The 25,261-nt window shown below is 53.8% G+C and carries 30 protein-coding genes; 27 read left to right on the top strand and 3 right to left on the bottom strand.

The annotated features are described in order from the left end of the window. Positions 1-72 precede the first annotated feature (72 nt). The 27 genes from spoIIIAA (at position 73) to XYCOK13_RS17230 (ending at position 23,275) form a co-directional block, all read left to right on the top strand. Positions 73-1,065, top strand: a complete 993-nt coding sequence (gene spoIIIAA / locus XYCOK13_RS17360; protein WP_213413509.1) for a stage III sporulation protein AA — start codon at positions 73-75, stop codon at positions 1,063-1,065. Continuing rightward, on the top strand, positions 1,056-1,571 hold the full coding sequence (spoIIIAB, locus tag XYCOK13_RS17355; RefSeq protein WP_213413508.1) for a stage III sporulation protein SpoIIIAB: 516 nt from the start codon (positions 1,056-1,058) through the stop codon (positions 1,569-1,571). The genes spoIIIAA and spoIIIAB overlap by 10 nt, the downstream gene beginning before the upstream one ends. A 22-nt stretch (positions 1,572-1,593) precedes the next feature. Next, positions 1,594-1,797, top strand: a complete 204-nt coding sequence (gene spoIIIAC / locus XYCOK13_RS17350) for a stage III sporulation protein AC (protein ID WP_213413507.1) — start codon at positions 1,594-1,596, stop codon at positions 1,795-1,797. Between the two features lie 9 nt (positions 1,798-1,806). Next, positions 1,807-2,196 (top strand): stage III sporulation protein AD, encoded by a 390-nt coding sequence (gene spoIIIAD / locus XYCOK13_RS17345; RefSeq protein ID WP_213413506.1) that lies wholly within the window; start codon positions 1,807-1,809, stop codon positions 2,194-2,196. Between the two features lie 19 nt (positions 2,197-2,215). Next, entirely contained in the window at positions 2,216-3,418 is a 1,203-nt protein-coding gene (spoIIIAE, locus tag XYCOK13_RS17340) for a stage III sporulation protein AE (protein WP_213413505.1), read from the top strand. 102 nt (positions 3,419-3,520) lie between these two features. Further along, complete coding sequence (gene spoIIIAF, locus XYCOK13_RS17335; protein WP_213413504.1) at positions 3,521-4,276, top strand: stage III sporulation protein AF; 756 nt, start codon at positions 3,521-3,523, stop codon at positions 4,274-4,276. A gap of 7 nt (positions 4,277-4,283) precedes the next feature. Further along, a complete protein-coding gene (locus XYCOK13_RS17330; protein WP_213413503.1) occupies positions 4,284-4,937 on the top strand; it encodes a SpoIIIAG-related protein in 654 nt (217 codons plus the stop codon). 66 nt (positions 4,938-5,003) lie between these two features. Next, entirely contained in the window at positions 5,004-5,624 is a 621-nt protein-coding gene (locus XYCOK13_RS17325; protein ID WP_213413502.1) for a SpoIIIAH-like family protein, read from the top strand. A 219-nt stretch (positions 5,625-5,843) separates the two neighbouring features. Next, complete coding sequence (gene accB / locus XYCOK13_RS17320; RefSeq protein WP_213413501.1) at positions 5,844-6,335, top strand: acetyl-CoA carboxylase biotin carboxyl carrier protein; 492 nt, start codon at positions 5,844-5,846, stop codon at positions 6,333-6,335. A gap of 14 nt (positions 6,336-6,349) precedes the next feature. Further along, positions 6,350-7,708: an acetyl-CoA carboxylase biotin carboxylase subunit gene (gene accC, locus XYCOK13_RS17315; protein WP_213413500.1), complete on the top strand. Its 1,359-nt coding sequence runs from the start codon at positions 6,350-6,352 to the stop codon at positions 7,706-7,708. A gap of 94 nt (positions 7,709-7,802) precedes the next feature. Further along, positions 7,803-8,213 (top strand): Asp23/Gls24 family envelope stress response protein, encoded by a 411-nt coding sequence (locus tag XYCOK13_RS17310; RefSeq protein WP_213413499.1) that lies wholly within the window; start codon positions 7,803-7,805, stop codon positions 8,211-8,213. A 117-nt stretch (positions 8,214-8,330) separates the two neighbouring features. Then, on the top strand, positions 8,331-8,882 hold the full coding sequence (gene amaP / locus XYCOK13_RS17305; protein WP_213413529.1) for an alkaline shock response membrane anchor protein AmaP: 552 nt from the start codon (positions 8,331-8,333) through the stop codon (positions 8,880-8,882). Positions 8,883-8,894: 12 nt separating this feature from the next. Then, a complete protein-coding gene (locus XYCOK13_RS17300) occupies positions 8,895-9,122 on the top strand; it encodes a DUF2273 domain-containing protein (protein WP_213413498.1) in 228 nt (75 codons plus the stop codon). Between the two features lie 112 nt (positions 9,123-9,234). After that, the gene (gene nusB, locus XYCOK13_RS17295; RefSeq protein ID WP_213413497.1) at positions 9,235-9,708 is read left to right on the top strand and encodes a transcription antitermination factor NusB; all 474 of its coding nucleotides are present in this window, start codon (positions 9,235-9,237) and stop codon (positions 9,706-9,708) included. Beyond that, a complete protein-coding gene (locus XYCOK13_RS17290) occupies positions 9,689-10,534 on the top strand; it encodes a bifunctional 5,10-methylenetetrahydrofolate dehydrogenase/5,10-methenyltetrahydrofolate cyclohydrolase (protein WP_213413496.1) in 846 nt (281 codons plus the stop codon). Before nusB ends, XYCOK13_RS17290 begins: the two co-directional genes overlap by 20 nt. 14 nt (positions 10,535-10,548) lie before the next feature. Continuing rightward, the gene (gene xseA / locus XYCOK13_RS17285; RefSeq protein WP_213413495.1) at positions 10,549-11,835 is read left to right on the top strand and encodes an exodeoxyribonuclease VII large subunit; all 1,287 of its coding nucleotides are present in this window, start codon (positions 10,549-10,551) and stop codon (positions 11,833-11,835) included. A 16-nt stretch (positions 11,836-11,851) separates the two neighbouring features. Beyond that, positions 11,852-12,118, top strand: coding sequence for an exodeoxyribonuclease VII small subunit (xseB, locus tag XYCOK13_RS17280; protein ID WP_213413494.1), 267 nt, complete (start codon positions 11,852-11,854; stop codon positions 12,116-12,118). After that, positions 12,118-13,044, top strand: a complete 927-nt coding sequence (locus XYCOK13_RS17275; RefSeq protein WP_213413493.1) for a polyprenyl synthetase family protein — start codon at positions 12,118-12,120, stop codon at positions 13,042-13,044. Before xseB ends, XYCOK13_RS17275 begins: the two co-directional genes overlap by 1 nt. Positions 13,045-13,903: 859 nt before the next feature. Further along, positions 13,904-14,413: a CNNM domain-containing protein gene (locus tag XYCOK13_RS17270; protein WP_308443033.1), complete on the top strand. Its 510-nt coding sequence runs from the start codon at positions 13,904-13,906 to the stop codon at positions 14,411-14,413. Continuing rightward, entirely contained in the window at positions 14,382-16,271 is a 1,890-nt protein-coding gene (gene dxs, locus XYCOK13_RS17265; RefSeq protein WP_213413491.1) for a 1-deoxy-D-xylulose-5-phosphate synthase, read from the top strand. The genes XYCOK13_RS17270 and dxs overlap by 32 nt, the downstream gene beginning before the upstream one ends. Positions 16,272-16,273: 2 nt before the next feature. Further along, the gene (locus XYCOK13_RS17260; RefSeq protein WP_213413490.1) at positions 16,274-17,131 is read left to right on the top strand and encodes a TlyA family RNA methyltransferase; all 858 of its coding nucleotides are present in this window, start codon (positions 16,274-16,276) and stop codon (positions 17,129-17,131) included. A 39-nt stretch (positions 17,132-17,170) separates the two neighbouring features. Continuing rightward, positions 17,171-17,623 (top strand): hypothetical protein, encoded by a 453-nt coding sequence (locus tag XYCOK13_RS17255; protein ID WP_213413489.1) that lies wholly within the window; start codon positions 17,171-17,173, stop codon positions 17,621-17,623. A 13-nt stretch (positions 17,624-17,636) separates the two neighbouring features. Next, positions 17,637-18,086: a transcriptional regulator AhrC/ArgR gene (ahrC, locus tag XYCOK13_RS17250; RefSeq protein ID WP_213413488.1), complete on the top strand. Its 450-nt coding sequence runs from the start codon at positions 17,637-17,639 to the stop codon at positions 18,084-18,086. Between the two features lie 14 nt (positions 18,087-18,100). Next, complete coding sequence (recN, locus tag XYCOK13_RS17245) at positions 18,101-19,804, top strand: DNA repair protein RecN (RefSeq protein WP_213413487.1); 1,704 nt, start codon at positions 18,101-18,103, stop codon at positions 19,802-19,804. Positions 19,805-19,894: 90 nt separating this feature from the next. Continuing rightward, positions 19,895-21,220, top strand: a complete 1,326-nt coding sequence (gene spoIVB, locus XYCOK13_RS17240; protein WP_373314439.1) for a SpoIVB peptidase — start codon at positions 19,895-19,897, stop codon at positions 21,218-21,220. 248 nt (positions 21,221-21,468) lie between these two features. Next, positions 21,469-22,260: a sporulation transcription factor Spo0A gene (gene spo0A, locus XYCOK13_RS17235; RefSeq protein ID WP_213413485.1), complete on the top strand. Its 792-nt coding sequence runs from the start codon at positions 21,469-21,471 to the stop codon at positions 22,258-22,260. A 688-nt stretch (positions 22,261-22,948) separates the two neighbouring features. Next, positions 22,949-23,275 carry a YolD-like family protein gene (locus tag XYCOK13_RS17230; protein WP_213413484.1) on the top strand — a complete coding sequence of 109 codons (327 nt, stop codon included), beginning with the start codon at positions 22,949-22,951 and terminating at the stop codon, positions 23,273-23,275. Positions 23,276-23,345: 70 nt separating this feature from the next. On the opposite strand, the gene XYCOK13_RS17225 is transcribed toward XYCOK13_RS17230, so the two are convergent. From XYCOK13_RS17225 to XYCOK13_RS17215, 3 genes are all read right to left on the bottom strand, one after another. Then, on the bottom strand, positions 23,346-24,368 hold the full coding sequence (locus XYCOK13_RS17225) for a cysteine peptidase family C39 domain-containing protein (protein ID WP_213413483.1): 1,023 nt from the start codon (positions 24,366-24,368) through the stop codon (positions 23,346-23,348). Between the two features lie 171 nt (positions 24,369-24,539). Further along, positions 24,540-24,722, bottom strand: coding sequence for a hypothetical protein (locus XYCOK13_RS17220; RefSeq protein ID WP_213413482.1), 183 nt, complete (start codon positions 24,720-24,722; stop codon positions 24,540-24,542). Between the two features lie 28 nt (positions 24,723-24,750). Continuing rightward, positions 24,751-25,068 (bottom strand): hypothetical protein, encoded by a 318-nt coding sequence (locus XYCOK13_RS17215; protein ID WP_213413481.1) that lies wholly within the window; start codon positions 25,066-25,068, stop codon positions 24,751-24,753. Positions 25,069-25,261 lie beyond the last annotated feature (193 nt).

Raw genomic sequence — 25,261 nt, 5'->3', positions numbered from 1 at the left:
CAGCGGCAAGTCTATTAAATGACGGACTGGCATATACATGTCTTAAACCTCGGACAACTTGGAGGGATGGCCATGATAGGTGAGATCGGCCATATGCTGCCGGATTCCATACGGGCGGTCATGGGCCGTGTGCCAGCTGCAACGCTGAATGCTGCGGAGGAGCTCCGCATTCGAGAGAATCGGCCGATGGAGCTTTCCGGCGCGGGACGGTATGGATTCATCCAGCCGGACGGCCAGGTGGTGGACAATCCCGAAGCGGCTTACAGGCCTGGCAGAGAGGAGTGCATCCGCCTTGTTGAGCTCTTGACGAATCACTCCTTGTACGCATTGGAAGAAGAGCTGCGCCGAGGCTTTATTACCGTGCGGGGTGGGCACCGCGTTGGCCTGGCCGGAAGAACTGTGCTGGAGCAAGGGAGAGTGAAGCAAATTCGCGATGTCGGCGGGGTCAACATTCGGCTTGCCCGGCAGGTGCCAGGCTGCGCGCAACCACTGTGGCGCAAGCTGGCCAATCGTCATACGGGCTTGCTGCCGCATATGCTGCTGCTCTCCTCCCCGCAAAAAGGAAAGACGACTGTGATTCGGGATTTGGCGCGCATGATCAGCTCAGGCTCGCCGAGCACGCGCACGCCTGCGAAGAAAGTGGCGATCATCGACGAACGCTCCGAGATTGCAGCCTGTTACCGGGGAGTCCCCGTGTTTGATGTAGGGCCGCGGACGGATGTGCTGGATGGCTGTCCAAAAGCGGAAGGGATGATGATGATGATTCGGTCCATGTCCCCCGAGGTGCTGGTAGTGGATGAAATTGGCGGACCGGAAGATGCCCACGCGTTGGAAGAAGCGATGCGGGCAGGCGTTCGGGTCGTTGCCACCGCCCACGCGGGCAGCCTCGAGGAGGCGCTCGCCAGGCCAGCGCTACAAAGAATTTTTCGCACCGGCGTGTTCGAGCGGCTGGTCTGGCTGGAGAGGGATGGCGGCGGTGATCCGGTCTTTGCATACTTTGACTCCGATGGTCGGCCGCTGGAAGAGATTCGTGCACAGATTGGCGGGTATCGCGTATGCAACTGATCGGGGCGCTGCTAGTGCTGATAGCAGGTCTATGGGCTGGCCTGCACATGGCCTCGCGGTATGCGAATCGTCCAAAACAGCTGCGGCAGCTCCGCCACGCGCTTCAGCGATTGGAGACGGAAATCGTGTACGGCTATACCCCGCTGTCCGAAGCGTTCGCCCGGCTGGCCATTCATGCTGCTCCGCCCTTCGCTTCCTTGTTCGAGCGGATGTCGGCGTCGCTGCGGCAATCGGGGAGCGGATCGGCGGCGGACTGCTGGGAACGCGAATGGAGCCGGGCTTGGGAATATACCGCACTGCGGGCCACGGACAGAGAAGTTCTGCTGCAGCTCGGCAGAACGCTGGGCGTTTCGGATCGGGAAGATCAGATGAAGCACCTGCACCTGGCGATGCGGCAGCTGCAGGCCGAAGAAGAGACGGCCAAGGAAGAGCAAGCGAGATACGAGCGAATGTGGAGGAGCTTGGGGCTATTGGGCGCGGCGCTGATCGTGATTCTCATGTACTAGGCTAGAGAGGTGCGGATGCGAGATGGATGTGGAAATTAGCTCGATCTTCCAAATCGCCGGCATCGGCATTGTCGTAGCGATGCTGCATACGGTCTTGAAGCAAATGGGCAAGGAGGACATTGCTCATTGGGCAACGGTAATCGGGTTTGTGCTGGTGCTCTTCATGGTGCTAAGGATGCTGGAGGATTTGTTTCAGGAGATTAAAACGATTTTTTTGTTTCAGTAGGTGACGGCCTTGGAAATGATTCAAATTGTGGGAATCGGCCTGATTACCACGGTGCTGGCGCTGATTCTGAAGGAACAAAAGCCGGTATTCGCCTTCCTGCTGGCCCTGTTCGCCGGAATGATCATCTTCTTGTTCCTGATCGGCAAAATTTCCGCCGTCATCGATGTGCTGGAGAATATGGCAGCGCAATCGGGTGTGGACATGATCTTCTTCCGCACCATTCTGAAAATTATCGGAATCGCGTACATTGCAGAATTCGGGGCACAGATCGTGCGGGATGCCGGACAGGAATCCGTAGCTGCGAAGATTGAGCTTGCCGGCAAAGTGCTGATTTTGTTTATGGCCATTCCGATTATTACGGTCATTATGGAAACGGTCATGAAGCTGATGCCCGGGTGAGGAAAGTAGGAGGCCGACGATGAAGCGACGATGGAGATTGGCCGTGCTGGTGCTGCTGGCGCTGCTGGGGCTGTCGGCCTTGGCGGCTGAAGCTGCACTGGCCGAGCCGGAAGAAGCAGAGAACGGCATCCGGGCGAAGCTGATCGAACAGCAGGCCAAGCAGCTGCCCACCGATAAAGTGGAAGCTTATTGGGAGAAGTTGATGAACGAATACGGCGAGCACCTGCCAGGCAAGGAACCGCCGACATTGATGGAGATGATTGTGCCCGGCGGAAATGGGTTGAGCGCGAAGGAAGTGCTGCAGGGCTTGGCGCACATGCTCCTGTTCGAAATTGTATACAACGGCAAGCTGCTCGTAACGATTGTCATTCTGACCATATTCAGCATGTTGATGGAGACGCTGCAGGGCGCTTTCGAGAAGCCGAATGTCAGCAAGATCGCTTACGCCATCACTTATATCGTGCTGATGATCATAGCCGTGAACAGCTTCAGTGTCGCCATCGGCTACGCGAAGGAGGCGATTGGCGGCATGGTGCACTTCATGATTGCGATGATCCCCTTGCTGCTGACGGTATTGGCCTCGATGGGCAATATCGTAACCGTTTCTGTCATGCATCCGCTGATCGTATTCATGATCCATACGATCGGCACTTTGATCTACTCGGTCGTGTTTCCCTTGCTGTTTTTCTCGGCAGTCCTGCATATTGTCAGCTCGCTGTCAGATAAGTACAAGGTTACCCAATTGGCAACGCTGCTGCGGAATATCAGCGTGGGCATCTTGGGCGTATGCCTCACTGTCTTCCTCGGCGTGGTGTCCGTTCAAGGAATTTCCGCCGGAACGACCGATGGGGTCACGCTGCGGACGGCCAAGTACGTCACCGGCAATTTCGTGCCAGTCGTAGGCCGCATGCTCTCGGATGCATCCGATACGGTGATCGGCGCTTCGCTGCTGGTCAAAAATGCAATCGGCCTGTTCGGCGTCATCGTGATCGTGCTGCTGTGCATCTTTCCGGCCCTGAAAATTTTGGCGCTCGCCCTCATCTACAATTTGTCGGCAGCGATTCTGCAGCCGCTTGGGGACAGTCCGATCATGCAGGGGTTGAAGACAATCGGACAAAGCATGATCTACGTCTTCGCGGCGCTGGCATCGGTCGGTTTAATGTTCTTCCTAGCGATCACGATCATGATTGCCGCAGGCAACGTAACCGTGATGATGCGCTAGAATACCCACAACAAAAGTGAAGAGAAGCTCCGAAGCAGATTCAGGTACTTTTGCGGGGCCCGAATAAAACTTGGTTTAGTCCAAAGTCTTGGGGGGAGGTGGATGATTGCATGGTTAAGCGAATGGTTGAAGGAAATCGTCGTCATTGTGCTGCTGGCGGTATTCGTGGATTTGGTGCTGCCCAACCGTTCCATGCAGCGGTATGTCAAGGTGGTGCTCAGTCTGTTGATCCTGCTCGCCATTTTATCCCCTCTGGTCGAGCTTCTCCGTTCCGGGGAGCAGTGGGACGTCTGGCTCCAGCCAGGCGCCGGCGAGAGGATTGGCCAGCCCTTGGCAGGGGCCGGGGAGATGGCTTCGCTGGCTGCCATCTCCAGAGAAGCGGAACAAATGACCGCGGAGCGAAACCGTCAAGCCTTGGAGCTCGCGCAGCTCCGGCTGGAAAGCGCGGTGGCGCGCACGCTGGAGGAATCCTTGGCGATCCGCAAGGCAGACGTATCTGCAGAGCTTCGTCCGGGGGCAAATCCCGAGGAAGTGCTGCTCAAAGGTATGGCCATTCGCCTATGGCTTCGCCCGGATGCGGAGGAAGCGGCGGCGGCGGCGGTCCGCCAGGATAGCAGCAAGCCGGCGGCGATTGCGCCGATTGAGCCTGTAGCTCCCGTTGTCGTTGCCATACGAGAGGAGCCTTCCGCCTGGGCATCTGTCAAGCCCGGGGAGCCGCAGCCAGCTGCTGAAGATGTGGCAGCAGACACACAAGCAATCGATAATGAGGCGCTGCAGCAAGCGGCGCTTGCCTTAGTCGAAGAACAATATGACATTCCGCGCGACAAAGTGCGGATCTCGGTGGATGCAAGGAGGTGAGGCTCCTATGCAGCGATGGCTGCAATGGCTGGAAGAACGATTGGGAGGCGGCCCGAACGGTCGCAAGCGGATAACCACCTTTCGGCTGCTCCTGCTTGTCGGATTGGTCGGCGTGCTGCTTTTGCTGGTCAGCTCCTTTTTATCCGTTGAGCAGGGGGACTTGATAGAGAAACAGTCACCGGCGGCAAGCCTGCAGGGCCAGGGCGGGGGACAGGAGGTATTTCTGAACAGCGGCCAGACGGAACGGGCATCGTCTTTGTTCGAGAATATTGAATATGAATATGAATCGCGCCTGAAAGACTTGCTGGAAAACTTGGTCGGCGTCGGAAAGGTGGATGTGATGGTCACCGTGGAGTCGACTGAAGAGCTGATCGTCTATCGCGACTCACAGGAATCGCATCAGGTGACGAACGAGGAAGACGGCAGCGCAACCAGGCATATTACCCAGGTTACGCGCAGCGGGCAAATCGTGCTGCATGAAGTATCCGGCGGCGAGCGGCCGATTGTGCTCAAGACGCTCCGGCCTGACATTCGCGGTGTGGTGGTGATTGCGGAAGGTGCGGAAAATGTGCAGGTCAAAGCGCTGCTGCTGGACGCGGTGCAAAAAGGACTTGGCGTGAAGCCGCAGGAAGTATCGATTTTGCCGAGAAAGCAGCAGTAACGACGCTTCCATGCGGCGCTAACTGGAATAAACCCTTGGGGGAATTTACGTGGGAGGAATGAAGGCATGAATACTAAAAGACAAACTGTATGGCTCGTCTCCATGCTCAGCTTGATGGTGGTGTTGTCCGCTTATTATTTGTTCACCGAAGATGTGGATGACTTGAACACCGCAACGAATGATGTCATGAATGAACTGGTTATCGAGCAGTCCGGCGAGGCGGGATGGCTGGATGAAGAGTTCGACTGGAGCGAACACGGCGAGGAAACAGCGGCGGCCAACGATGCGGAAGGATTGAAGAGCGACGAAGAAATTTTGTTCGAGATGCAAGCGCAAGCCGTCTCCGGGCAAGCCTATTTCCTGGCTGAGCAGATGGAGCGGGACGGCGCTATGTACGAAAAGCTGGAAAAGCTGACTAAGCTGGTAGAATCCGCTTCCGGCGACGCGCTCGACCAGGCTGTAACCGAGCTGTACGCCCTGGAGGATCAGATGACCAAGATTCAGCAGCTTGAGGCTGAACTGCAGGCGGAATACGAGAATGTGCTCATTTCCGAGGACGGCAACAAGTGGAAGGTCTCCGTACAGGCGAATGACCTGCAGAAAGGCGAGGTTGTCTCGATTGCAGAGCATGTGATGAAGGAGCTCGAAGTGGAGCCGCACGATATCAGTATTGAAATGGTTCAATAACATAGCCGCCTCCATGCCTCAGGGAAACCTGGGGTATTTTTTTCGCTGCATAAAAAAACACTTTTTTGCTTTCGCATTCGGCTGTTCCAGCGGGCATCGCGGCTGAAAAATCGACTATTTCGCCGAAAATCCACATAGGCTAGTACAGAGGTGCCTATGTTGTGATGCGGGTTCTTGTGTTATAATACATTCGTTGAAAAACAAGAGAGGTGTGACGGAATGTTTAAGTTGAGCGAAATCAAAGAACTGGTCAAGCTGGTAGACCAAAGCTCGATCGAGGAGCTGGAAATCGAAAACGAAGGTGCACGCTTATCCATTCGCAAGCCGGGAATCCCCGAGCAGCATGTGGTACAAGCAGTGCCTCAGCCAGCATTCGCAGCCATGCAAGCCGCACAGCCGGCAGCGGCGCCGCAAGCAGCGCCCGCCCAACCGGCAGAACAGCCTGCGGTACAGATCAATGATGATGCTTCTTTACATAAGATAACTTCACCGATGGTCGGAACGTTCTATGCGGCGCCTTCCCCGACATCGCCGCCGTTCGTGGACAAGGGCGACAAAGTAACGCCGAAATCGATCGTTTGCATCGTCGAAGCGATGAAGCTCATGAACGAGATTGAAGCGGAAGTAAAGGGCGAGATCGTGGACGTGCTCGTGGAGAACGGCCAGCTCGTCGAATTCGGACAGCCATTGTTCCTGGTAAAGCCTGAGTAAGCAGGGGGATCGTCATGACATTTCAAAAAATACTGGTTGCCAACCGCGGCGAAATTGCTGTAAGAATCATTCGTGCTTGCCGCGAGATGGGAATCGCAACGGTCGCCGTTTATTCGGAGCCGGACCGCGATGCTTTGCATGTGCGCCTGGCCGATGAAGCCTATTGCATCGGTCCTAAGGCGAGCAAGGACAGCTATTTGAACTTCACGAATATTATGAGCGTGGCGACGCTTACTGGCGTTGACGCGATTCATCCGGGCTACGGCTTCCTTGCCGAGAACGCTGACTTCGCCGAAATATGCGAATCCTGCAATATTACCTTCATCGGTCCTTCACCAGAGGCGATCAGCAGAATGGGTGACAAATCGGAAGCGAAGCTGACCATGAAGCAGGCGGACGTTCCGGTCATCCCGGGCTCGGACGGACTGCTCGCAGATATGGATGAAGCCGTTCGTCTTGGCAGGGAGATCGGGTATCCGATCGTCATCAAGGCAACTGCCGGGGGCGGCGGGAAGGGTATCCGGATCGCCGACAACGAGGAGATGCTCATCCGCCAGATTACTGCCGCGCAGCAGGAAGCCGAAAGCAACTTCGGAAATGCAGGGGTCTACCTGGAGAAATATTTGACCGGGATGAAGCATGTGGAGATCCAGATTATTGCCGACAAGCATGGCAATGTCGTGCATCTGGGCGAGCGGGATTGCTCGGTGCAGCGACGGCGGCAGAAGCTTGTCGAAGAGGCGCCGTGTCCGGTGATTACGGAAGAAACCCGTGTCCTGATGGGTGAAGCGGCTGTAAGAGCGGCCAAGGCGGTACAATATTCCGGTGCCGGCACGCTGGAATTTCTGCTTGGGCCGGACGGGCAATTTTATTTCATGGAAATGAATACGCGGATACAAGTCGAGCATCCTGTTACCGAGATGGTGACGAATGTCGATATTATCAAGGAGATGATTTCGGTTGCAGCGGGCAACCCGCTTTCGATCCGGCAGTCGGACGTGCAGATTAACGGCTGGTCGATCGAATGCCGCATCAACGCAGAGGACCCTGCGCGCAATTTCATGCCGTCTGCCGGGCAGATTCAATTTTATTTGCCGCCGGGCGGACTGGGGGTTCGCGTCGACAGCGCAGCGTATCCGGGCTACACGATACCGCCGCATTATGATTCGATGATTGCGAAGCTCATCGTATGGGGGGCTACACGGGAAGAAGCGATCCAGCGCATGAAGCGCGCATTGAATGAATTTGCGGTGGAAGGCGTGCACACTACGATCCCGTTCCATCTGCGTCTGCTTGAGCACCCGCTGTTCCTGGACGGTAATTTCGACATCAAGTTCCTCGAAGAGCATGATGTGCTCGACCCTAAAATTTAGCCAAGTTTGTCATAATTCCGCTTCGATGCTATATTTATAGAAGTGAGATGAACGTAACAAGCTAACATCAAGAACGAATGAGGAGGTGTCTTTCTTGACAACCATAGCTCCCGACTATGTGAAGACTGACCTGGGCAATATCCAGATTGCGCCTGAGGTTGTGGAAGTGATCGCAGGACTGGCAACGGTGGAAGTGCCTGGTGTAGCCGGGATGAGCGGCGGCTTGGCCAATGGTATTGCAGAATTTCTTGGACGCAAGAACTTGTCCAAGGGCGTTAAGGTGGAAGTGGGCGAGCGGGAAGCGGCCATTGATGTTTCCATCGTGATTGAATATGGCAATAAGATTCCGGAGATCGCCAGTGAGATTCAGCGCAATGTGAAGCACGCCATTCACTCGATGACGGGACTTCATGTCGTAGAAGTGAACGTTCATATCCATGATGTGCATTTCCGTACGGCAGAAGTGGAAGAAGAGGAAACAGCGGTTACAACCCGCGTTAAATAAAGCTGTCGCCGGAAGGCACCCTTCCTTCGCAACGCGGTGCTGCGGGCGACAATTGCAAACACAACCCCCTCCCTTCAGGCAGGGGGATTTCCTTTAGAAGGAAAGGGGACAAGCATGATGACACGTGTCTTGGACAAGCTGCTGCTTTTTGTATTCAGTCTGATCGTGCTGGCGTTCACGGTTATCGGACTCCTGTTGAGCACAGGAGCCGTGCCCGTCGCTGCGGAATGGTTCGAAGAAATGGCGGATTCCGTAACCGGGCAGGCAACGATCTGGACCCTCGGTATTGCCATCATTCTGATTAGTCTCAGGCTCCTCTACATAACGCTCCGCGTTGGAACAGGAGCGCCGCCTTCTATCGATCAGCGAACGGATTTCGGAGATATTCGTATCTCCATGGAAACGGTGGAGAATTTGACGCTGAAAGCGGCTTCGCGAATCAAGGGCGTCAAGGACCTGAAAGCCCGCGTATCCGTTGACGACGCCGGCTTGCAAATCGAAATCCGCGCGGTGGTTGACGGCGACACATCGATTCCGCAGCTCACGGAAGAGGTTCAGCGCGAAGTCAAGGGCCATCTGGAGGAAATTACGGGCATCCCGGTCTCGTTCGTCTCGGTGTATGTGGCGAACATTATCCAATCCCAAACCTTCAAAAGCCGGGTGGAATAGGAGATGCGAACCATGTGGCGGGAACTTTGGACAGGTCACAGAGGCAAGCTGATCGGCGTATGCGCAGGGCTTTTGCATGGATTCCTTTATTTGATCGTCGGATTTTGGGACATGCTGTTTTTTGGCCTGCTGCTTCTGATCGGGTATACCGTCGGCAGGCGGGTCGACAGCGGGCAGCCGATTGTGAACTGGGAGCCGTTGCTGGCATGGCTGAATGAACGCTGGAGACCGTTCAAGTGAACAATGCTAGTCCAAGTGCCGCTTGTTGGTTTGCGGCGCTTTTTTACGGGAACCCTTAAATATATAAATGCGATAAGTGATGAACTACGGTATCGGAGGCAAGCGAACAGGCATGAAGCGAAGAGAAGCGCGAGAAATCGCAGTTAAGAGTTTATACCATATGGATATGAATCAAGTTACCGTCGAGGAAGCGGTCCGTGCAGGGCTGGACGACGGAGAAGACGAAGCCGTGCGTGCCGGCAGAGATTTGGAGACCATGGCTTACATTGCGGGCATGGTTGAAGGCACGTACGCGCGCAAGGATAGCATTGATCGCGTGCTGTCAGACTATTTGACGGGCTGGACGCTGGAGCGCTTGTCCAAGGTGGACCGACAGGTGCTGCGGTTGGCGATGTACGAGATGTTTGCGGCACAGGCCGCACCGGTTAAAGTTATTATCAACGAGGCGATTGAGCTGGCCAAGCATTTCGGCACAGAAGAGTCTGGCAAATTCGTGAACGGTGTATTGGGCAAAGTAGCGAGGGAATATGAGCAAGTCAAACAGAAAATGGGAGAGGGGCAGGCAAATGACAGCACAAATCATTAACGGCAGAGCCGTGCGCGACGAAATATTGGCGGGATTGCAGCAGGATATCGAAACGCTTAAACAGCAGGGCGTCCAGCCTGGATTGGCGGTCGTTCTGGTTGGAGATGATCCGGCATCCAAGCAGTATGTCGGCATGAAGGCGAAGAAGAGCAAGGAGATCGGCATGTATTCGGAAGTCCATGCTCTGCCTTCAACGACAAGCCAGGAGGAATTGCTGACACTTATTGGCCAGTTGAATGAGTCGGATAAGATTCACGGCATTCTGGTACAGCTGCCGCTGCCGCCGCATATCGACGAAAAGGCGGTTATTGATGCGATTCGCGTGGAGAAGGATGTGGACGGCTTCCATCCTGTAAGCGTGGGCAATATGGTGATCGGAGACGACTGTCTGCTGCCCTGTACGCCAGCCGGCATCATCGAGCTGATTAAGCGGACCGGAACGGCAATCGCCGGCAAACACGCAGTTGTCGTGGGCCGCAGCAACATTGTAGGCAAGCCGGTAGCGCTGCTATTGCTGAGAGAAAATGCGACGGTCTCGATCTGCCATTCCAAGACGGCCGATATGAAGGAAATGACGCGCCAAGCGGATATCCTTGTTGTTGCAGCAGGCCGCCCAGGCCTTATTCCAGGCGATTACATCAAGCCGGGAGCGATTGTCATCGACGTAGGCACGCCAGTCGGCGATGTGCAGTTCGAAGACGCTTCGCAAACGGCCAGCGCCATTACTCCGGTACCGGGCGGAGTCGGTCCGATGACGATTGCGATGCTGATGAGCAATACGGTGAAAGCCGCCAAGCAGATTGCAGCCCAAGCTCAGGCGAAATAACGGCGGATAGGGACATGGACAAGAACATCCTCAGTGTCAAGGCACTGACCCGCTATATCAAGATGAGGCTGGAAGGGGATGAACGTCTTCAGCAAATCTGGGTACAGGGGGAAATTTCTAATTTTACGCATCATTCCAGCGGCCATATGTATTTTACCTTGAAGGATAAGGACAGCCGCGTGAAGTGTGTCATGTTCAGCTCTTATAATGCATCCTTGGGGTTCATCCCGAAGAACGGCGATCATGTACTTGCGCGAGGTTCGATTTCAGTCTATGAACGAGACGGCCAATATCAGTTTTATGTCACAAAGATGCAGCCGGACGGCATCGGCAGCCTGTATCTGGCCTTTGAGGCGCTAAAGCGCAAGCTGGAAGCAGAAGGGTTGTTCGCAGAGGAGCGGAAACGCCGGCTGCCGAAGTTTCCGCAAACGGTCGGCCTCGTTACATCGCCGACGGGGGCGGCGGTGCGCGACATGATTACGACCTTGCAGCGGCGCTATCCTCTGGCCGCTATTTTGCTCTTTCCCGTACAAGTCCAGGGGAAGCAGGCTGCCCGCTCAATCGCGAGGGCAATTGAGGCCGTTAATGCGCACGGGAAGGCGGATCTTCTCATTGTAGGCCGAGGCGGGGGATCGCTCGAGGAGCTGTGGGCGTTCAATGAGGAGCCTGTTGCCCGCAGCATTGCCGCGTCAGCTATTCCGGTTATTTCGGCAGTCGGTCATGAGACAGACTATACGATTGCGGATTTCGTTGCAGACATTCGTGCCGCTACGCCTACAGCCGCAGCTGAACTGGCCGTCCCGCACTTGGAAGAGCTGCGTCAGAGTCTTCATCATCTCTCAAGCAGGCTGGATCGGGCCTTGACCGCTCATTATTATGAGCCGGCCCAGCGTCTGGATCGGCTGGCCCAGCGTTTGCGCTACGGCATGGCGCAGCGATTGCGGCAGGCTGAGGTGCGCTATCAGCGCGCAGAGCGCAGGCTGTCAGCGTTTCAGCCGAGCGAGCAGGTGCGGAGCCTGCGCCAACGGCTGGAGAGTCATTCTAAGCAGCTAGCGGGCGCGATGCAGGGGCTGCTTCATCAGCAGAAGCTGCGATTTGTCGGAACGATTCGCCAACTGGATGCACTCAGTCCGCTGAAAGTGATGGCGCGCGGCTACAGCCTTGCCTACAGGGTGTCGGACGGAGCTCTTATGAAATCGGTGCGGCAGGCAGCGTCTGGCGACGATGTCCGCATTCGGCTGCATGACGGGGAGCTGCAGTGCGAGGTCAAGACGATAAGAGAGATCGACAGCGGTATGTAGCGAGAAGGAGGAAAGAATGGTGGGAGAGCAGGAGCAATTGCAGGAAACGCTTACCTTCGAGCAGGCTATGGAGAAGCTTGAGAGGATCGTGGCCAAGCTGGAGTCCGGCGAACTGCCGCTGGAGCAGGCGATCGGCCTTTACCAGGAAGGCACTCGTCTGTCTCAGCTTTGCGCCGGCAAGCTGGAACAGGTGGAGCGTAAAATCGAAATGGTTATGGAGACGGAAAGCGGCTTGGAGCACCAAGCTTTTAATCCAGACGAAATGAAAGGTGAATCGACTTGATGGCGAATCATGCAATCAGCGCTTGCGCGCCAGACGCATCTATTGAATCGTACATCCGGCATTACGCGCAGTGTATAGACATTTCTCTGAAGCAGGCTCTCGCAAGCTCCAACGCGCATCCGAAGCTGCTCGAGGCGATGGAGTATTCGCTCATGGCCGGCGGCAAACGGCTGCGGCCGATCCTCATGATTGCCGCTGCGGAATCGCTTGGCGCGGAACTGGAGCGCATAATGCCGGTTGCCTGCGCTGTGGAGATGATCCATTCGTATTCGCTGGTTCATGACGACTTGCCGGCAATGGACGATGACGATTATCGGCGCGGAAAGCTGACCAACCATAAGGTATACGGAGAAGCGATGGCGATATTGGCGGGAGACGGGCTGCTGACTCATGCGTTCTATATGGCCACTCTTGCCGCCGGTTCAGACGCTGTATCCCTGCAACGTCTTATGCTGGTCATTCGGGAGATGGCCGCTTTGGCAGGCATTGCCGGCATGGTAGCCGGACAAGCGGCCGACATGGAAGGAGAGCAGGGCATCACAAGCCTGGAACAGCTGGAGTCGATTCATCTTCGCAAGACGGGGGATCTGATCGTATTCGCGCTGCGTGCGGGAGGGCGGTTGTCCGGCGCATCGGAGGCACAGCTTAAGGCGTTGGAAAGCTACGGCTACGGCATTGGACTAGCCTTTCAGATTCAAGATGATATATTGGACATCACCGGCGATCCGGCGAAGACGGGCAAGGCCGCGAACAGCGATGAGCGGGCCGGGAAAGTGACGTACCCCTACTTTCTGGGAATGGACGAAAGCCGGAGGAAAATGCATGAATTGACAGAATCGGCGAAGCAGGCCGTGCAGCAGGCGGGTCTTCCCGATCCGCAGCGGCTTTTGCAGCTTGCGGATTATTTGATGCAGCGGGATCGGTAAAATCGAAAACATCGATTCCATTGAGCAGTATGCTTCTCTTGTGATATAATACAATCAACAATGGAGAGTGGCGCAGTATTCTAGTCAGTCTACCGTTTCTGAAGGCGGGCCTAAAAATTCGCCAAAGGGCACATCGATGAAGTTCCTGGTGTTGGCTTTCGACGCCCAGTCGGGGGTTGATGCTGGGAGTTAAGGTTGGAGGGCGATCCGCAATGGCATGCGGGCGTAGACCCTCCTTCCGCGGAGGCCCAAGTGCGTGGTACGGAGTCACCGAGCTCCGCATTACGGCTTGGGGTATGAACCTGCAGTAGCAGGCCTCACTTGCACGGGTTCGCGCCTATGCTAAAACGGTCTGTATGCAGCGTAGCCTGCCTTGAGCGGGGCAGAGGGGATTATAGATGGTAGGCGTTCGCGTTCTTAGGCCAAAGAACCGATTGCTGGATGCTATATGAAATCTGTCCTGCAAAAGAGGCTAAGATTCGGTTAAAGGCTGTTGAGGAAAACTCCTAGACTGTTCACGTACGTGTGGCCTCCCGAGGATTATAGTGTGGACTAAGTGGTAATTCAGTCTGACGTTCGGAGACGGCGTCAAGGCGGGCATAATGGGAAACCGCCATGCTGGTGACGGGATGGCGTCCGCTTGGGAAAACCTACTGGACCTAAGCCACAGTGTTTACTCGGGATGCTGCCACTCTTTCATTATTACATGGGAAAGGGAACTGCCAATTACATGAAATTTTCCTTGCGCAACTCCATTCGATGGAGTGTTTTTATATTTATTTTCACCTTTATTCTAGCTTGCGTATTCTCAGTTTCATCTACAACTGTTCTGGAAGGTGTGGGCTGGGGAATCGGGGTCTTGATCGTATTCTTTTTGGTGCTGGTTGGCATCCTATTCGATATGATGGGGATCGCCTCGGCTGCTGCGCAGGAAAAACCTTATCATGCCATGGCGGCGGAACGGGTCAAGGGCGCGCGGCATGCGATACACATCGTGCGGAATGCAGACCGTTTCTCCAGCATTTGCAATGATGTCGTCGGTGACGTCGCCGGCATTATTAGCGGGGCCGCCAGTACGCTTGTCGTGATTAAATTTTTGGCGTCGATCGACCAGAATGGCGCTGTCGTTACTACAGTGGTCACGGTCGGTTTTACGGCATTTGTCTCCGCGCTGACTGTTGGCGGCAAAGCGATGGGCAAGTCGATGGCGATTCACTACAGCAATCGAATCGTATTGATCGTCGGCAAATGTTTCTACTTTCTCGAGGAGCGGCTGAAAATCCGCATCTTTCAAGTGAGAAAGGCCAAATCGGGCAACGGAAGGCGAGGGAAAACGCATGCTGCTGGAAAACGTGAATCAACCCGCTGACTTGAAAGGGCTGTCCATCGAACAACTAGATATGCTGGCTGCGGAAATTCGGCAATTCCTGATTGAGAAGCTGGCCGCAACGGGCGGTCATCTGGCACCGAACCTTGGTGTTGTGGAACTGACGCTGGCGCTTCATTATTTGTTCGACAGTCCGGTTGACAAGATGATTTTCGATGTGGGCCACCAGGCCTATGTGCATAAGATTTTGACCGGCAGGAAGGACCGCTTCGATACGCTCCGCAAGTACAGAGGGCTATGCGGCTTCATCAAGCGCTCGGAGAGCGAGCACGACGTCTGGGAAGCCGGGCACAGCAGCACGTCGCTTTCGGCAGCGATGGGGATGGCGCTGGCCCGGGATGCCAAGGGCGAGCGCAATCGGGTGATCGCTATAGTAGGCGATGGCGCACTTACAGGCGGCATGGCCCTGGAAGCGCTGAACCATATCGGCCACGAGAAGAAGAACCTGATGGTTGTCCTGAACGACAATGAAATGTCGATCGCGCCGAACGTCGGCGCTTTGCACAATTATCTCGGCAAGATTCGCTCCGACCGCCACTACGTGAAGGCGAAGGAAGACGTGGAGCATCTATTGAAGAAAATCCCGGCTATCGGAGGGACGCTCGCCAAGACAGCAGAGAAACTGAAGGACAGTCTGAAGTATATGCTCGTGCAGGGCGTGTTGTTCGAGGAACTCGGGCTGACTTATCTCGGTCCTGTAGATGGTCACAGCCTGCCGAATCTGTTGGAAGTGCTGAAGCAAGCGGACAATGTGCAGGGACCGGTGCTGGTTCACGTCCTGACGACCAAGGGAAAGGGCTATACCCCGGCCGAAGCGGATTCCTTCAAGTGGCACGGGATCAGTCCTTATAAGATTGAATCGGGCAAAGTCTTGAAATCGGTCGGCGCTCCGCCGATGTACACCGAGGTGTTCGGCAAGACGCTCATCGAGCTGGCCGAGCAGGACGACCGCATTATTGCGGTGACGCCGGCAATGCCGGGCGGATCGGGGCTGCTGGAGTTCGCTGAGCGGTTCCCGGGCAGAATGATCGATGTCGGCATCGCTGAGCAGCATGCCGCCACGATGAGCGGAGCCCTCGCCATCGAGGGCATGAAACCGGTCTTTGCCGTCTATTCCACCTTTCTGCAGCGTGCCTACGACCAGGTCGTGCACGATATATGCAGGCAAAATTTGAACGTGGCCTTTGCGATTGACCGTGCTGGCTTTGTTGGAGCGGACGGCGAAACGCATCAAGGGGTATACGATATTCCTTTCTTGCGGCACGTACCGAACATCGTAATCATGATGCCGAAGGACGAGAACGAGCTTCGTCATATGATGAAGACGGCGCTCGATTACGATGACGGACCGATTGCCTACCGGTACCCGCGAATCAACGGCACCGGCGTGACGCTCGATCAGGAGCTCAAGGCGATTCCGATCGGCGAATGGGAAGTGCTGCGGGACGGCTCGGATGCGGTTATTCTGGCAGTCGGCCCCATGGTGCAGCTTGCCATGCAAGCTGCGGATCTGCTCCAGAATCAAGACATGAATGTGCGCGTCGTCAATGCCCGCTTCATCAAGCCGCTGGACGACGTGATGCTGCGGAAAATAGCCAAGGATGGAAGACCTGTCCTGACCTTGGAGGAAAGCGCCTTGGACGGAGGGTTCGGCAGTGCCGTCCTGGAATTTTTCGTGAAGCATCAACTGCCTGTGCCGTCGCTCCGGATGATGGGTGTTCCGGATTGCTTCATCGAGCACGGCAGCATTTCTGAGCAGCGGAAGGAAGTCGGACTGACCTTGGAGAACGTGGTAGAGCAGGTGCAGGCAATCGTACCGCTCAAGCAGAAAAGGGCGTAGGGATGAAGGAAGAGAAAGAACGGGTTGACGTGCTATTGGTGGAACGCGGCTTGATCGAAAGCCGGGAAAAAGCGAAAGCCGCGATTATGGCCGGCCTGGTTTACTCCGGGACAGAACGGCTGGAGAAGGCAGGCATGAAGATTAGCATTGCTTCCCCGCTCGCGGTGAAGGGAGCTGTCCATCCTTATGTGAGCCGCGGCGGATTGAAGCTGGAGAAGGCCATTCGTCATTTCGGCCTCGCGCTTGCCGGAAGAACCATGATGGATATCGGTGCTTCTACGGGGGGGTTTACCGATTGCGCGCTTCAGCACGGAGTCGGTCTGGTCTACGCGATTGATGTCGGCTACAACCAACTGGATTGGTCGCTGCGCAATCATCCGCAGGTTCGCGTCATGGAGCGTACCAATTTTCGCTACATGCAGCCTGAAGACCTGAATGGCCCTTTGCCTGATTTCGCGGCAACGGACGTATCCTTTATATCGTTGAAGCTGATCCTGCCTCCGATGAAGGCGCTGCTTGTCCGCGGCGGGGAGGCAGTCGCCCTGATCAAGCCGCAGTTTGAAGCGGGGAGAGATCAGGTTGGCAAATCGGGGGTTGTACGCGATCCAGCTGTGCATCGCGCAGTGCTGCTCGACGTATTGAATTTTGCCGATGAGCTCGGCTTGCATCTAAAAGGCTTGACCTATTCTCCCATAACAGGCGGCGAGGGAAATATCGAATTTTTGGCATGCTGGCAGGTTGCGGATGCAGAGTCGCCGGAATCGGCCCAGGCACCATCATCTCCAGAAGAACGGATGCGTCTTGTAGATGAAGTGGCTGCACAATCTGCCGAATTAAAACGCAAAGAAAAAAAGGATTGATTGTCCTCACCTCGAATACATATTCGGGGTGAATTTGTTATGAACGGAATGAGCGATCTGCTGATCCTTCTGCTGCTAGTCGCACTCTGCGGCGGGTGGCTGCTATGGCGTGCCAGGCGTTGGCTGGGCAATGCATCCCGCAAGCCGCCGATACCCAAGGAAGCGTTGGCGGACAAGCCGACGGCGGCCGTTCGGCGAATTCTGGAGGAGCACGGCTACAAGGTAGTCGGCGGGAAATACCGTCAGCCCTTGCGCATCGAAGCAGGCGACAGCGTGTACCAGAGTCGTTATTATGTTGACGGCTTTGCTGCAGATCGTGAGGGCGTGTACGTGGTCAAAGCATCGAAGCCGAAGCTGCCCATGGAATGGACGGGCAGCGCCATTCGCGATCGGCTATTGCCTTACATCGGCATTTACCAGGGAATTGACGGACTTATTTATGTGGATACAGAATTGAAGACGGCAAAAAAAATAAAGGTTGAATGGGACTAGGAGGCGCATCGGGATGAAGGGGCAACGGCATATCAAGATCAGAGAGATCATTAACAGCCGTGAGATCGAAACACAAGACGAATTGGTTAATGCATTGCGGGAGGCCGGATACAATGTAACGCAGGCAACCGTATCCAGGGATATGAAAGAGCTGCATCTTATCAAGGTGCCGCTGGATGACGGCCGTTATAAGTATTCCATGCCGTCGGATCAGCGGTTCAATCCGATCCATAAGCTGAAGCGATCGTTAGCCGACAATTTTGTTCAGATCGATTTTGCGGAGCAGATGGTTGTACTCAAATCGCTGCCGGGCACCGCCAATGCAATTGGCGCCTTGATCGATAACCTCGAATGGCCGGAAATTATGGGAACGATCTCCGGGGATGACACGCTATTGCTCATTTGCCGGTCAAGGGAGCAAAGCGAGCGAGTAGTATCGCAAATTTTGGGTATGCTTCAATAAAGGAGGGGCATTTCATGCTGGTGGAATGCACAATTCGCAACTTGGCAGTGATTGAATCCGCGCATGTTCGGTTCTCCCCTGGGTTTCTCGTTATGACAGGGGAGACAGGGGCAGGGAAATCAATCTTGATTGACGCGCTGAGCTTGATTGCGGGCGCTCGCGGCTCGGCTGATTTCGTCCGGCACGGGGCCAAAGCATGCGAGATTGAATGTGTATTTGAACTTGAGCCTGACCATCCTGCCTGGCGTCAGCTGGAGGACTGGGGCATAACCGCATCACCCGATGAGGCGCTGCTGATACGGCGGGATATCAGCGCACAGGGGAAGAGCTCGGCAAGGGTGAATGGACAACTGCTGAATTTGTCCATGCTGAAGGCGTTGGGCGACACCTTGATCAACCTGCACGGCCAGCATGACCATCAATCCTTGTTGAAGGTAGAACGACATTTGTCCCTGTTGGACAGCTTTGGCGAACGGGACATTGCGCCGCTGCTCAAGAAGTATCGGGCAACGTATTCCGCCTATACAGCCCTTCGCAAACAGTGGAGCGAGCTGGAACAGGCCGGGATGCAAAATCTGCAAATGCTCGATTTGTATAAGTATCAGATTGAAGAAATCGAAAAAGCCGCTCTGAAGCCAGGCGAAGAGAAGGAGCTGGAGGAAGAGCGCCGCAAGCTGGCACATGCGGAGAAGCTGGCCCAAGCTGTTACAGAGGGATATGAAGCGATTTATGGCTCTAACATGGCGCTGGAGCAGCTCGGCAAGGCGGTTGAGGAGCTGGAGGATGCAGCCAAGGTGGACCCTGCGGCATTGGGACCGCTGCTTGATCAGCTTCGTTCTGCGTACTATCAGGTGGAGGACGCCTCCTTCCAGCTTCGGGATTATCGGGAAGGCATCGAGTTCAATCCGGAAAGGCTTGATGCGCTGGAAGACCGTCTGGCCATGATCCAGTCGCTGAAACGCAAATATGGGGATTCTGTTGAGAAAATGTTGCAGTATTTGCAGACGATCAAGCAGGATGTGGAAAAAATCGAGAACCGTGACCAGCATCTTGAGGAACTGCGCGCCCAGTTGGAGCAAGTCAAGGCAGAGCTTCATCAGCAGGGGGCGGCATTAAGCGCTGTTCGGAGGAAGCAGGCCGACCGTCTGGCCAAGGGCGTCACAGCGCATTTGCACGACTTGCAGATGGAACGCACCCGGTTTGAAGTCAGTGTAAAACCGCTGGACGAGCCAGCGAAGGACGGCGCAGATTTGATCGAGTTCATGATTTCCCCGAACCCGGGCGAACCGCTCAAGCCGCTGAGCAAAATTGCATCGGGCGGCGAATTGTCCCGCATCATGCTGGCGCTCAAATCGATATTTGCGGGAATGGACCATATCCCTGTCCTTATTTTTGACGAGGTCGATACCGGCGTGAGCGGCCGCGCCGCGCAAGCCATTGCCGAAAAGATGGCTCGGCTCGCAGAGAACTGCCAAGTGTTCGCTATCACGCATTTGCCCCAGGTCGCTTGTATGGCGGACAGCCATTTCCTAATACAGAAATCGGTGAGCAAGGACCGTACATACACAGAAGTCCGCAGTCTGGACGGATGGGATCGGACAGACGAACTGGCCCGCATGCTGGGGGGCGTTACCATAACAGAGACAACACGCAGTCATGCGCATGAAATGCTGGAATTGGCGGCACAAAAAAAGCGAGGGTGGCATCATTTGCAGTAAATAAATCAAAACAGGGGAGGTTAACTTAAAAGTACATCAGTGACGAACACCTTTCTCGTCGCATAACGAAGAAAAGGGAGCGTGGTGAATTTGTTCAACCGCAAGCGGAAAGGCCTCGGTCTTGTCCTCGTTTTCTTCATGTACCTTATGAGTTTATCCGCCCCGTTTCAGTCTTTTGCAACACTCCCCGATGAATGGCGAATGTTCAGTGGCCAAGACAAGCAATGGAATTTCGCCTTGCCAGTAAGCGGCAAAGTCACTGTGAATGATCCCGGTGTAGTCAAGGTGAACGGGAAGGTCGACGACAGCTTCAAGCTGGAGCTGAATGAGCCGATTTCCTTCGAGTCTGCCTCTATCGGTCAGACAGAGATGGAGCTCAAGCTGTTCGGTTCAATTCCGGTCAAGAAGTGGAAGGTTAATGTTGTTCCAGACCTGCAGGTCATTCCTGGCGGCCAGACCATCGGCGTGAAGATCAAATCCGACGGTATCCTCGTAGTGGGCCATCACCTGGTTACCGTGGACAGCAACACGAAGGTATCGCCAGGTGAAGAAGCGCAAATCATGCTTGGCGATATTATTACCAAAATCAATAACAAGCCGTTAAACGGTGTGTCGGAAGTGGGCGCCATCGTGGAGGAGGCTGGAAAGGCTGGAAAGCCTATCAAGTTAACGATTGTTCGCAATGGCAAAGAGCTGGTCAAGCAGCTGACTCCGGCATTGGATGCAGAAGATCAGGCTTATCGGCTCGGCTTGTACATTCGTGATTCTGCCGCGGGCGTCGGTACCCTAACCTTTTATGCCCCCGATCAAGGCGTTTATGGCGCGCTCGGACATGTGATCACCGATATGGACACGCAGACGCCGATTCCGGTCGGAGAAGGTAAGATCGTCCATTCCAATGTCACGTCAATCTCCAAGAGCCACAACGGCGTGCCGGGCGAAAAACGAGCACACTTCTTCAAGGAAAATAAAATTTTGGGCAATATTGAACGCAATACCGATTTCGGCATATTTGGAAAAATGGCGGAGCAGCCGCATTACGGCTATACGCAAGAACCGGTGCCGGTCGCCTTCGCTGAGGAAGTAAAAAAAGGGCCGGCGAAGATTTTGACCGTAGTGGAAGGCCACAAGGTAGAGGCGTTTGACATTGAAGTCGTGCATACGGCTCCCCAATCGGCTCCTGCGACCAAGGGACTGGTTATCAAGATAACCGACCAGCGCCTGTTGGACAAGACTGGGGGAATCGTCCAAGGCATGAGCGGGAGCCCCATCCTTCAAGACGGAAAGTTGATCGGAGCGGTTACCCATGTATTTGTTAACGATCCGTCGTCCGGCTATGGCTGCTTTATTGAATGGATGCTGCAGGATGCCGGCGTTATGATCAAACCACAGGAAGAAGAACTACAGGCTGGTTAGCCGTAGTTCTTTTTTTTATTCGCCATGCTGTGCTTGATGCCGGAACGGAGATTATGTCGAGCGGGCGTCGAACTTTGAAGCATTATGTAGGAAAATGGAATAAACTATTTATTATAATAGATGCGGCAAAAAAAATAAAGAAAAAATCGCAAAAAAAATTATTCGACAGAAGGAAAAAGATCGTCCATGTCGAATAGTATGCAAAGAGGAAAAAAAACTACATATATCATTGAAGGAGGATTTTTACGTTGCAGAACATTGAGGTACTCTTGGCAGATGACAATAGAGAATTCACTTCTCTTCTCTCGGAATACATTGAGGAGCAGGAGGATATGTCGGTAATCGGTGCAGCTTACAACGGAGAAGAAGTCCTTCATCACATTCAGAATGGCCGCGTGCCGGATGTCTTGATCCTGGATATCATTATGCCGCATCTGGACGGCTTGGGCGTGCTGGAGAAGCTGCGTCAGATGGATTTGCAGCCTCAGCCCAAGATCATCATGTTAACCGCATTTGGCCAGGAGAACATTACACAGAAGGCCGTGCAATTAGGTGCCTCATATTATATACTGAAGCCGTTCGATATGGAGGTTTTGATTAATCGGATTCGTCAACTCGTCAGCAATACCGCTGCGGTGGCCCCAACAGCCCCGGCCAAGGTAAACGTCGTTCCGATTAATAAAGGGAAAAACTTGGACGCCAGCATTACGAATATTATTCACGAGATCGGCGTCCCGGCGCATATCAAGGGATATCAGTATTTGCGAGAGGCTATCTCAATGGTGTACGGCAATATTGAAATTCTCGGCGCAATCACGAAGACGCTGTATCCGGCTATTGCCGAAAAGTTCAAAACGACGCCTTCGCGCGTCGAGCGGGCCATTCGCCATGCCATTGAAGTAGCCTGGACGCGCGGCAACATCGACTCGATTTCGCAATTGTTCGGCTATACGATCAATATCAGCAAATCCAAGCCAACCAACAGCGAGTTCATCGCGATGGTGGCGGATAAGCTGCGGATTGAGCACAAGGTGAGCTGAGAACCATAACATAAGGGGGGTTATGAAAGCCGGGCCAATTAGCGAAAATGTCTTTTTCATAGCAGCTAAATTAAGGCGATAAATTTCCCTTAGCCACTCGAATAAATACCGCTGCTTTATTGGGTTGCCAAACTCAATGAGGGAGTGGTATTTTTTTTTGAATTTCAGCTGGACGATTTTATGTTGTACTGTACTGGTCGAAAGCTTGCGAGGAAAATCCCGTCGGGTCGGTAATATGGCAGGGGGGGCTTGGGCAGAAAGAGAGCGGAAGCGGACGAAAGGGATGACCATACCAGCTTGGATCTGTAACAGTCATCGATGTCCGTTAGAGAGAAAAAAACGTTGATTCGATTTTCTAACAGTCGCCAATGTCCATTAGAAGTCCCAAATCGTTGTTTTACCTGGTCAATTCCGCGCTTACGGTCATCCGTATCCGTTACAAAGTCAAAAAATGCCCCCATGCGCCTGTAACGGTCATCTATGTCTGTAAGAGTTGCACTTTCAAATGGCTGAGTGAGCAGCAGCTTTATGATCCGGCAAGGTCGGATCGCCAGTGACTGGGCGTCAATCCGAGGCTAGTAGGGAGCAAAGTAGCAGCAACCATTTTTTTATATCATTATCAGCTTGAACACAAACGTATGTTCGTATATAATAGTACTATCCAAATCATCGAAGTGGGGTTGATGACATGATAGTGAGAAGAATGGCAGACAGACAGCATCACCATAGAGCCAGTAATAGGCCCGGGTTTTCCGGACAGCATGAGGGGGTTAGAAACCGAGAGAAGCCAGTGTTGGATGAGAAAAGACTGGCGGAATTTGTGAGGGTTATCGGGGTGTCCATGTTCACGGAGAAGCCAGTGAAGATCAAGCTTTTCCGCAATGAAGAGGATGTGGAATTGATCGGCTTGATCGATAAGGTCGCCACTGACTCCAGGCAGCTGAAGATTGGCTTTGAGCATACATATGAATGGATTACATTGGACGATGTGATTGAGATGAAAATCGTACTATAGCCCCAAGCCGAACCTGTGAAACACACGCTCACAGGCATCAGCTTGTCTCATCAGCAGAAAAAAACTGGTCTTATGTTTCCTGGCGAAGCTCGGACAATATCGCTTCACAAAGCTGCTTGTCCCGCTCCTTCATCTGCGGAATCATGTTCAGCATTTCGTTGAAAATAGCTTTGTCTTGCCTCCTGAGGAACTTCAGCTTGGCATTGCGGAAAGCTAGCGTTGTGTTCAGCAAGGACTCGGCGTCTTTCGTCATGTTGTCTCCGGCGGCGCGATTCTGAAAGCGATTTGTTTGATGCAGGTAGTGGACGAGTTCTTTGACGCACCTCTTGTGCTCATACAGCAGTTGAAAAGGCAAGATGCTCGCATAGGATGTATGGGCAATAAGGGCATGGAGGTATTCCTCAAACTTCGCGTATACGCCCAGCCCATATACAGCCTTGTCATTGGACTTCGGCAGCATTTCCAATCTGGCGGGCGTGCTTCGGCTATGCAAATAGTCGCCAAGCAGCTGGTGAATCAGGGATACATTCAGTTCGGCAGCGGCGTCTTCACAGAGCTGTATAATCTTGAGAGGCTTTGTCGGCATGCCTTCAATATGTAGGACGAGATTGCTGTAAGGAATCGTCATGGATTGGAATTGCCTCGTGGTGGTGAACGTGAAGTCCAGTACGTGGTAGACCTGCTCCTCATGATCGTAGCCATGGATCAGCAGGTTGCTGAAGCGGTGCCTTTTCTCGTATGCAAAAGTATGAGACAAATAATACTGGTCGCCATTCAATTCAATGTAGCAGCCGTCGTCAATACGAGCTCGGATGAAGGCGGCGGCGGATTGATCATCGGTTAGCCAGGACAGGTCGAATTTTTGAATCTTCAACCACGGATTATGCGAGTAATTATCGGTTAAACTGTCGTGTATCAGGTAAAATTGCAACCAGTGGTAATCGTTGTTGATCTCGCTTCGCGTATACAGCTGCAAGAAGCGGTTGATTATCCAGATACGGCTCTCCGGCGCATTGGCCATAATGGCCAAGGGAATCCCGTAATTTTTGTAGGTCATGACAAGGGGATGGCCTACAGGCAATATTTTCTTCATGCGTTCACCAACCTTATCCATTATTTGTGTTTATCGTACTCATCCGTACTGGCAAGCGTCAACCCTTTCCCTGCAGCCATGATGAAAAAGCTGTTCTTTCCATGCTGATTAGCGTAGAAAGAACAGCTCGATTCCCCGTATTTGGACGACGTTTGCTTCCTTCAATCGATTTTAATTTTTATAGTTATGCGGCTCCGCCTGATGATCAAGTGAATTTTGAGCGGTGTGCTGGACGTTATGCGCGGTGATTTCTTCGGCGAACTCGCTTGCCGCCCGTTCAGACTCACGGGGGTTAAGCGGTCTTCCATCTTTCGTTGCCTTCGGTGCGGCCGTTGGCTTCTCGTCTTGTCTCATTTGATCCTCCCTTTATGATGACACCGGATTAACGGATTTGACTCGGCTGTTCAGTCTCATCCAGGGCCTGCTCGATCGACTGAATGGATTGCTCCAGCTGATGCACGGTTTGCTTCACTTGCTGGACTTGCGATTCATTGGACTCGGCTTCCACAGCATGCATATTATCCTCAATGGATTGGCGCAGATGGCGCATGCGCGCTGCCGCTTGGCGCATCTGCTCGGGATCGGCGCTTTGCTTGGCGAATTCCCATTCGCTAACGGCTTCATGGGCTTCTGTGATTCGCTGATTCGCTTCTTCCCAAGCGCGAATAAGCCGGCTTTGATGTTGTTGATATTCGACCATTATGGCATGCCTCCTGACCTGTTTCCATGATTGCAGCCATTAGGATACGTCGAATTGCATGTTTCCATTCGCGGAAGACTGTGAAGCAATGTCAATAGTCTGTGAAAATGTCACCTTAACTTTTCTAAGAAAATGTCACTTTCAGTGTGGATCGAGGCCGTCTAAAAAGAGGCCTCGAAATAGCCGTTGTGCT

Source organism: Xylanibacillus composti (assembly GCF_018403685.1).
Taxonomy (GTDB): Bacteria; Bacillota; Bacilli; order Paenibacillales; family K13; genus Xylanibacillus; species Xylanibacillus composti.
The sequence above is the reverse complement of the archived record's forward strand: the minus strand, read 5'-3'. Positions and strand labels throughout refer to the sequence as shown.

Bases quoted from the DNA above. Each gene is read 5' to 3' on its own strand.
- amaP (WP_213413529.1), top strand. From the start codon at position 8,331: ATGACACGTGTCTTGGACAAGCTGCTGCTTTTTGTATTCAGTCTGATC.
- accB (WP_213413501.1), top strand. From the start codon at position 5,844: ATGTTTAAGTTGAGCGAAATCAAAGAACTGGTCAAGCTGGTAGACCAA.
- XYCOK13_RS17225 (WP_213413483.1), bottom strand. From the start codon at position 24,368: ATGAAGAAAATATTGCCTGTAGGCCATCCCCTTGTCATGACCTACAAA.
- XYCOK13_RS17275 (WP_213413493.1), top strand. From the start codon at position 12,118: ATGGCGAATCATGCAATCAGCGCTTGCGCGCCAGACGCATCTATTGAA.
- ahrC (WP_213413488.1), top strand. From the start codon at position 17,637: ATGAAGGGGCAACGGCATATCAAGATCAGAGAGATCATTAACAGCCGT.
- xseA (WP_213413495.1), top strand. From the start codon at position 10,549: ATGGACAAGAACATCCTCAGTGTCAAGGCACTGACCCGCTATATCAAG.
- spoIIIAB (WP_213413508.1), top strand. From the start codon at position 1,056: ATGCAACTGATCGGGGCGCTGCTAGTGCTGATAGCAGGTCTATGGGCT.
- dxs (WP_213413491.1), top strand. From the start codon at position 14,382: ATGCTGCTGGAAAACGTGAATCAACCCGCTGACTTGAAAGGGCTGTCC.
- accC (WP_213413500.1), top strand. From the start codon at position 6,350: ATGACATTTCAAAAAATACTGGTTGCCAACCGCGGCGAAATTGCTGTA.
- XYCOK13_RS17215 (WP_213413481.1), bottom strand. From the start codon at position 25,068: ATGGTCGAATATCAACAACATCAAAGCCGGCTTATTCGCGCTTGGGAA.
- XYCOK13_RS17255 (WP_213413489.1), top strand. From the start codon at position 17,171: ATGAACGGAATGAGCGATCTGCTGATCCTTCTGCTGCTAGTCGCACTC.
- xseB (WP_213413494.1), top strand. From the start codon at position 11,852: ATGGTGGGAGAGCAGGAGCAATTGCAGGAAACGCTTACCTTCGAGCAG.
- XYCOK13_RS17290 (WP_213413496.1), top strand. From the start codon at position 9,689: ATGACAGCACAAATCATTAACGGCAGAGCCGTGCGCGACGAAATATTG.
- spoIIIAE (WP_213413505.1), top strand. From the start codon at position 2,216: ATGAAGCGACGATGGAGATTGGCCGTGCTGGTGCTGCTGGCGCTGCTG.
- spoIIIAA (WP_213413509.1), top strand. From the start codon at position 73: ATGATAGGTGAGATCGGCCATATGCTGCCGGATTCCATACGGGCGGTC.
- spoIIIAC (WP_213413507.1), top strand. From the start codon at position 1,594: ATGGATGTGGAAATTAGCTCGATCTTCCAAATCGCCGGCATCGGCATT.
- recN (WP_213413487.1), top strand. From the start codon at position 18,101: ATGCTGGTGGAATGCACAATTCGCAACTTGGCAGTGATTGAATCCGCG.
- XYCOK13_RS17330 (WP_213413503.1), top strand. From the start codon at position 4,284: ATGCAGCGATGGCTGCAATGGCTGGAAGAACGATTGGGAGGCGGCCCG.
- nusB (WP_213413497.1), top strand. From the start codon at position 9,235: ATGAAGCGAAGAGAAGCGCGAGAAATCGCAGTTAAGAGTTTATACCAT.
- XYCOK13_RS17325 (WP_213413502.1), top strand. From the start codon at position 5,004: ATGAATACTAAAAGACAAACTGTATGGCTCGTCTCCATGCTCAGCTTG.
- XYCOK13_RS17220 (WP_213413482.1), bottom strand. From the start codon at position 24,722: ATGAGACAAGACGAGAAGCCAACGGCCGCACCGAAGGCAACGAAAGAT.
- XYCOK13_RS17230 (WP_213413484.1), top strand. From the start codon at position 22,949: ATGATAGTGAGAAGAATGGCAGACAGACAGCATCACCATAGAGCCAGT.
- XYCOK13_RS17300 (WP_213413498.1), top strand. From the start codon at position 8,895: ATGTGGCGGGAACTTTGGACAGGTCACAGAGGCAAGCTGATCGGCGTA.
- XYCOK13_RS17260 (WP_213413490.1), top strand. From the start codon at position 16,274: ATGAAGGAAGAGAAAGAACGGGTTGACGTGCTATTGGTGGAACGCGGC.
- spoIIIAF (WP_213413504.1), top strand. From the start codon at position 3,521: ATGATTGCATGGTTAAGCGAATGGTTGAAGGAAATCGTCGTCATTGTG.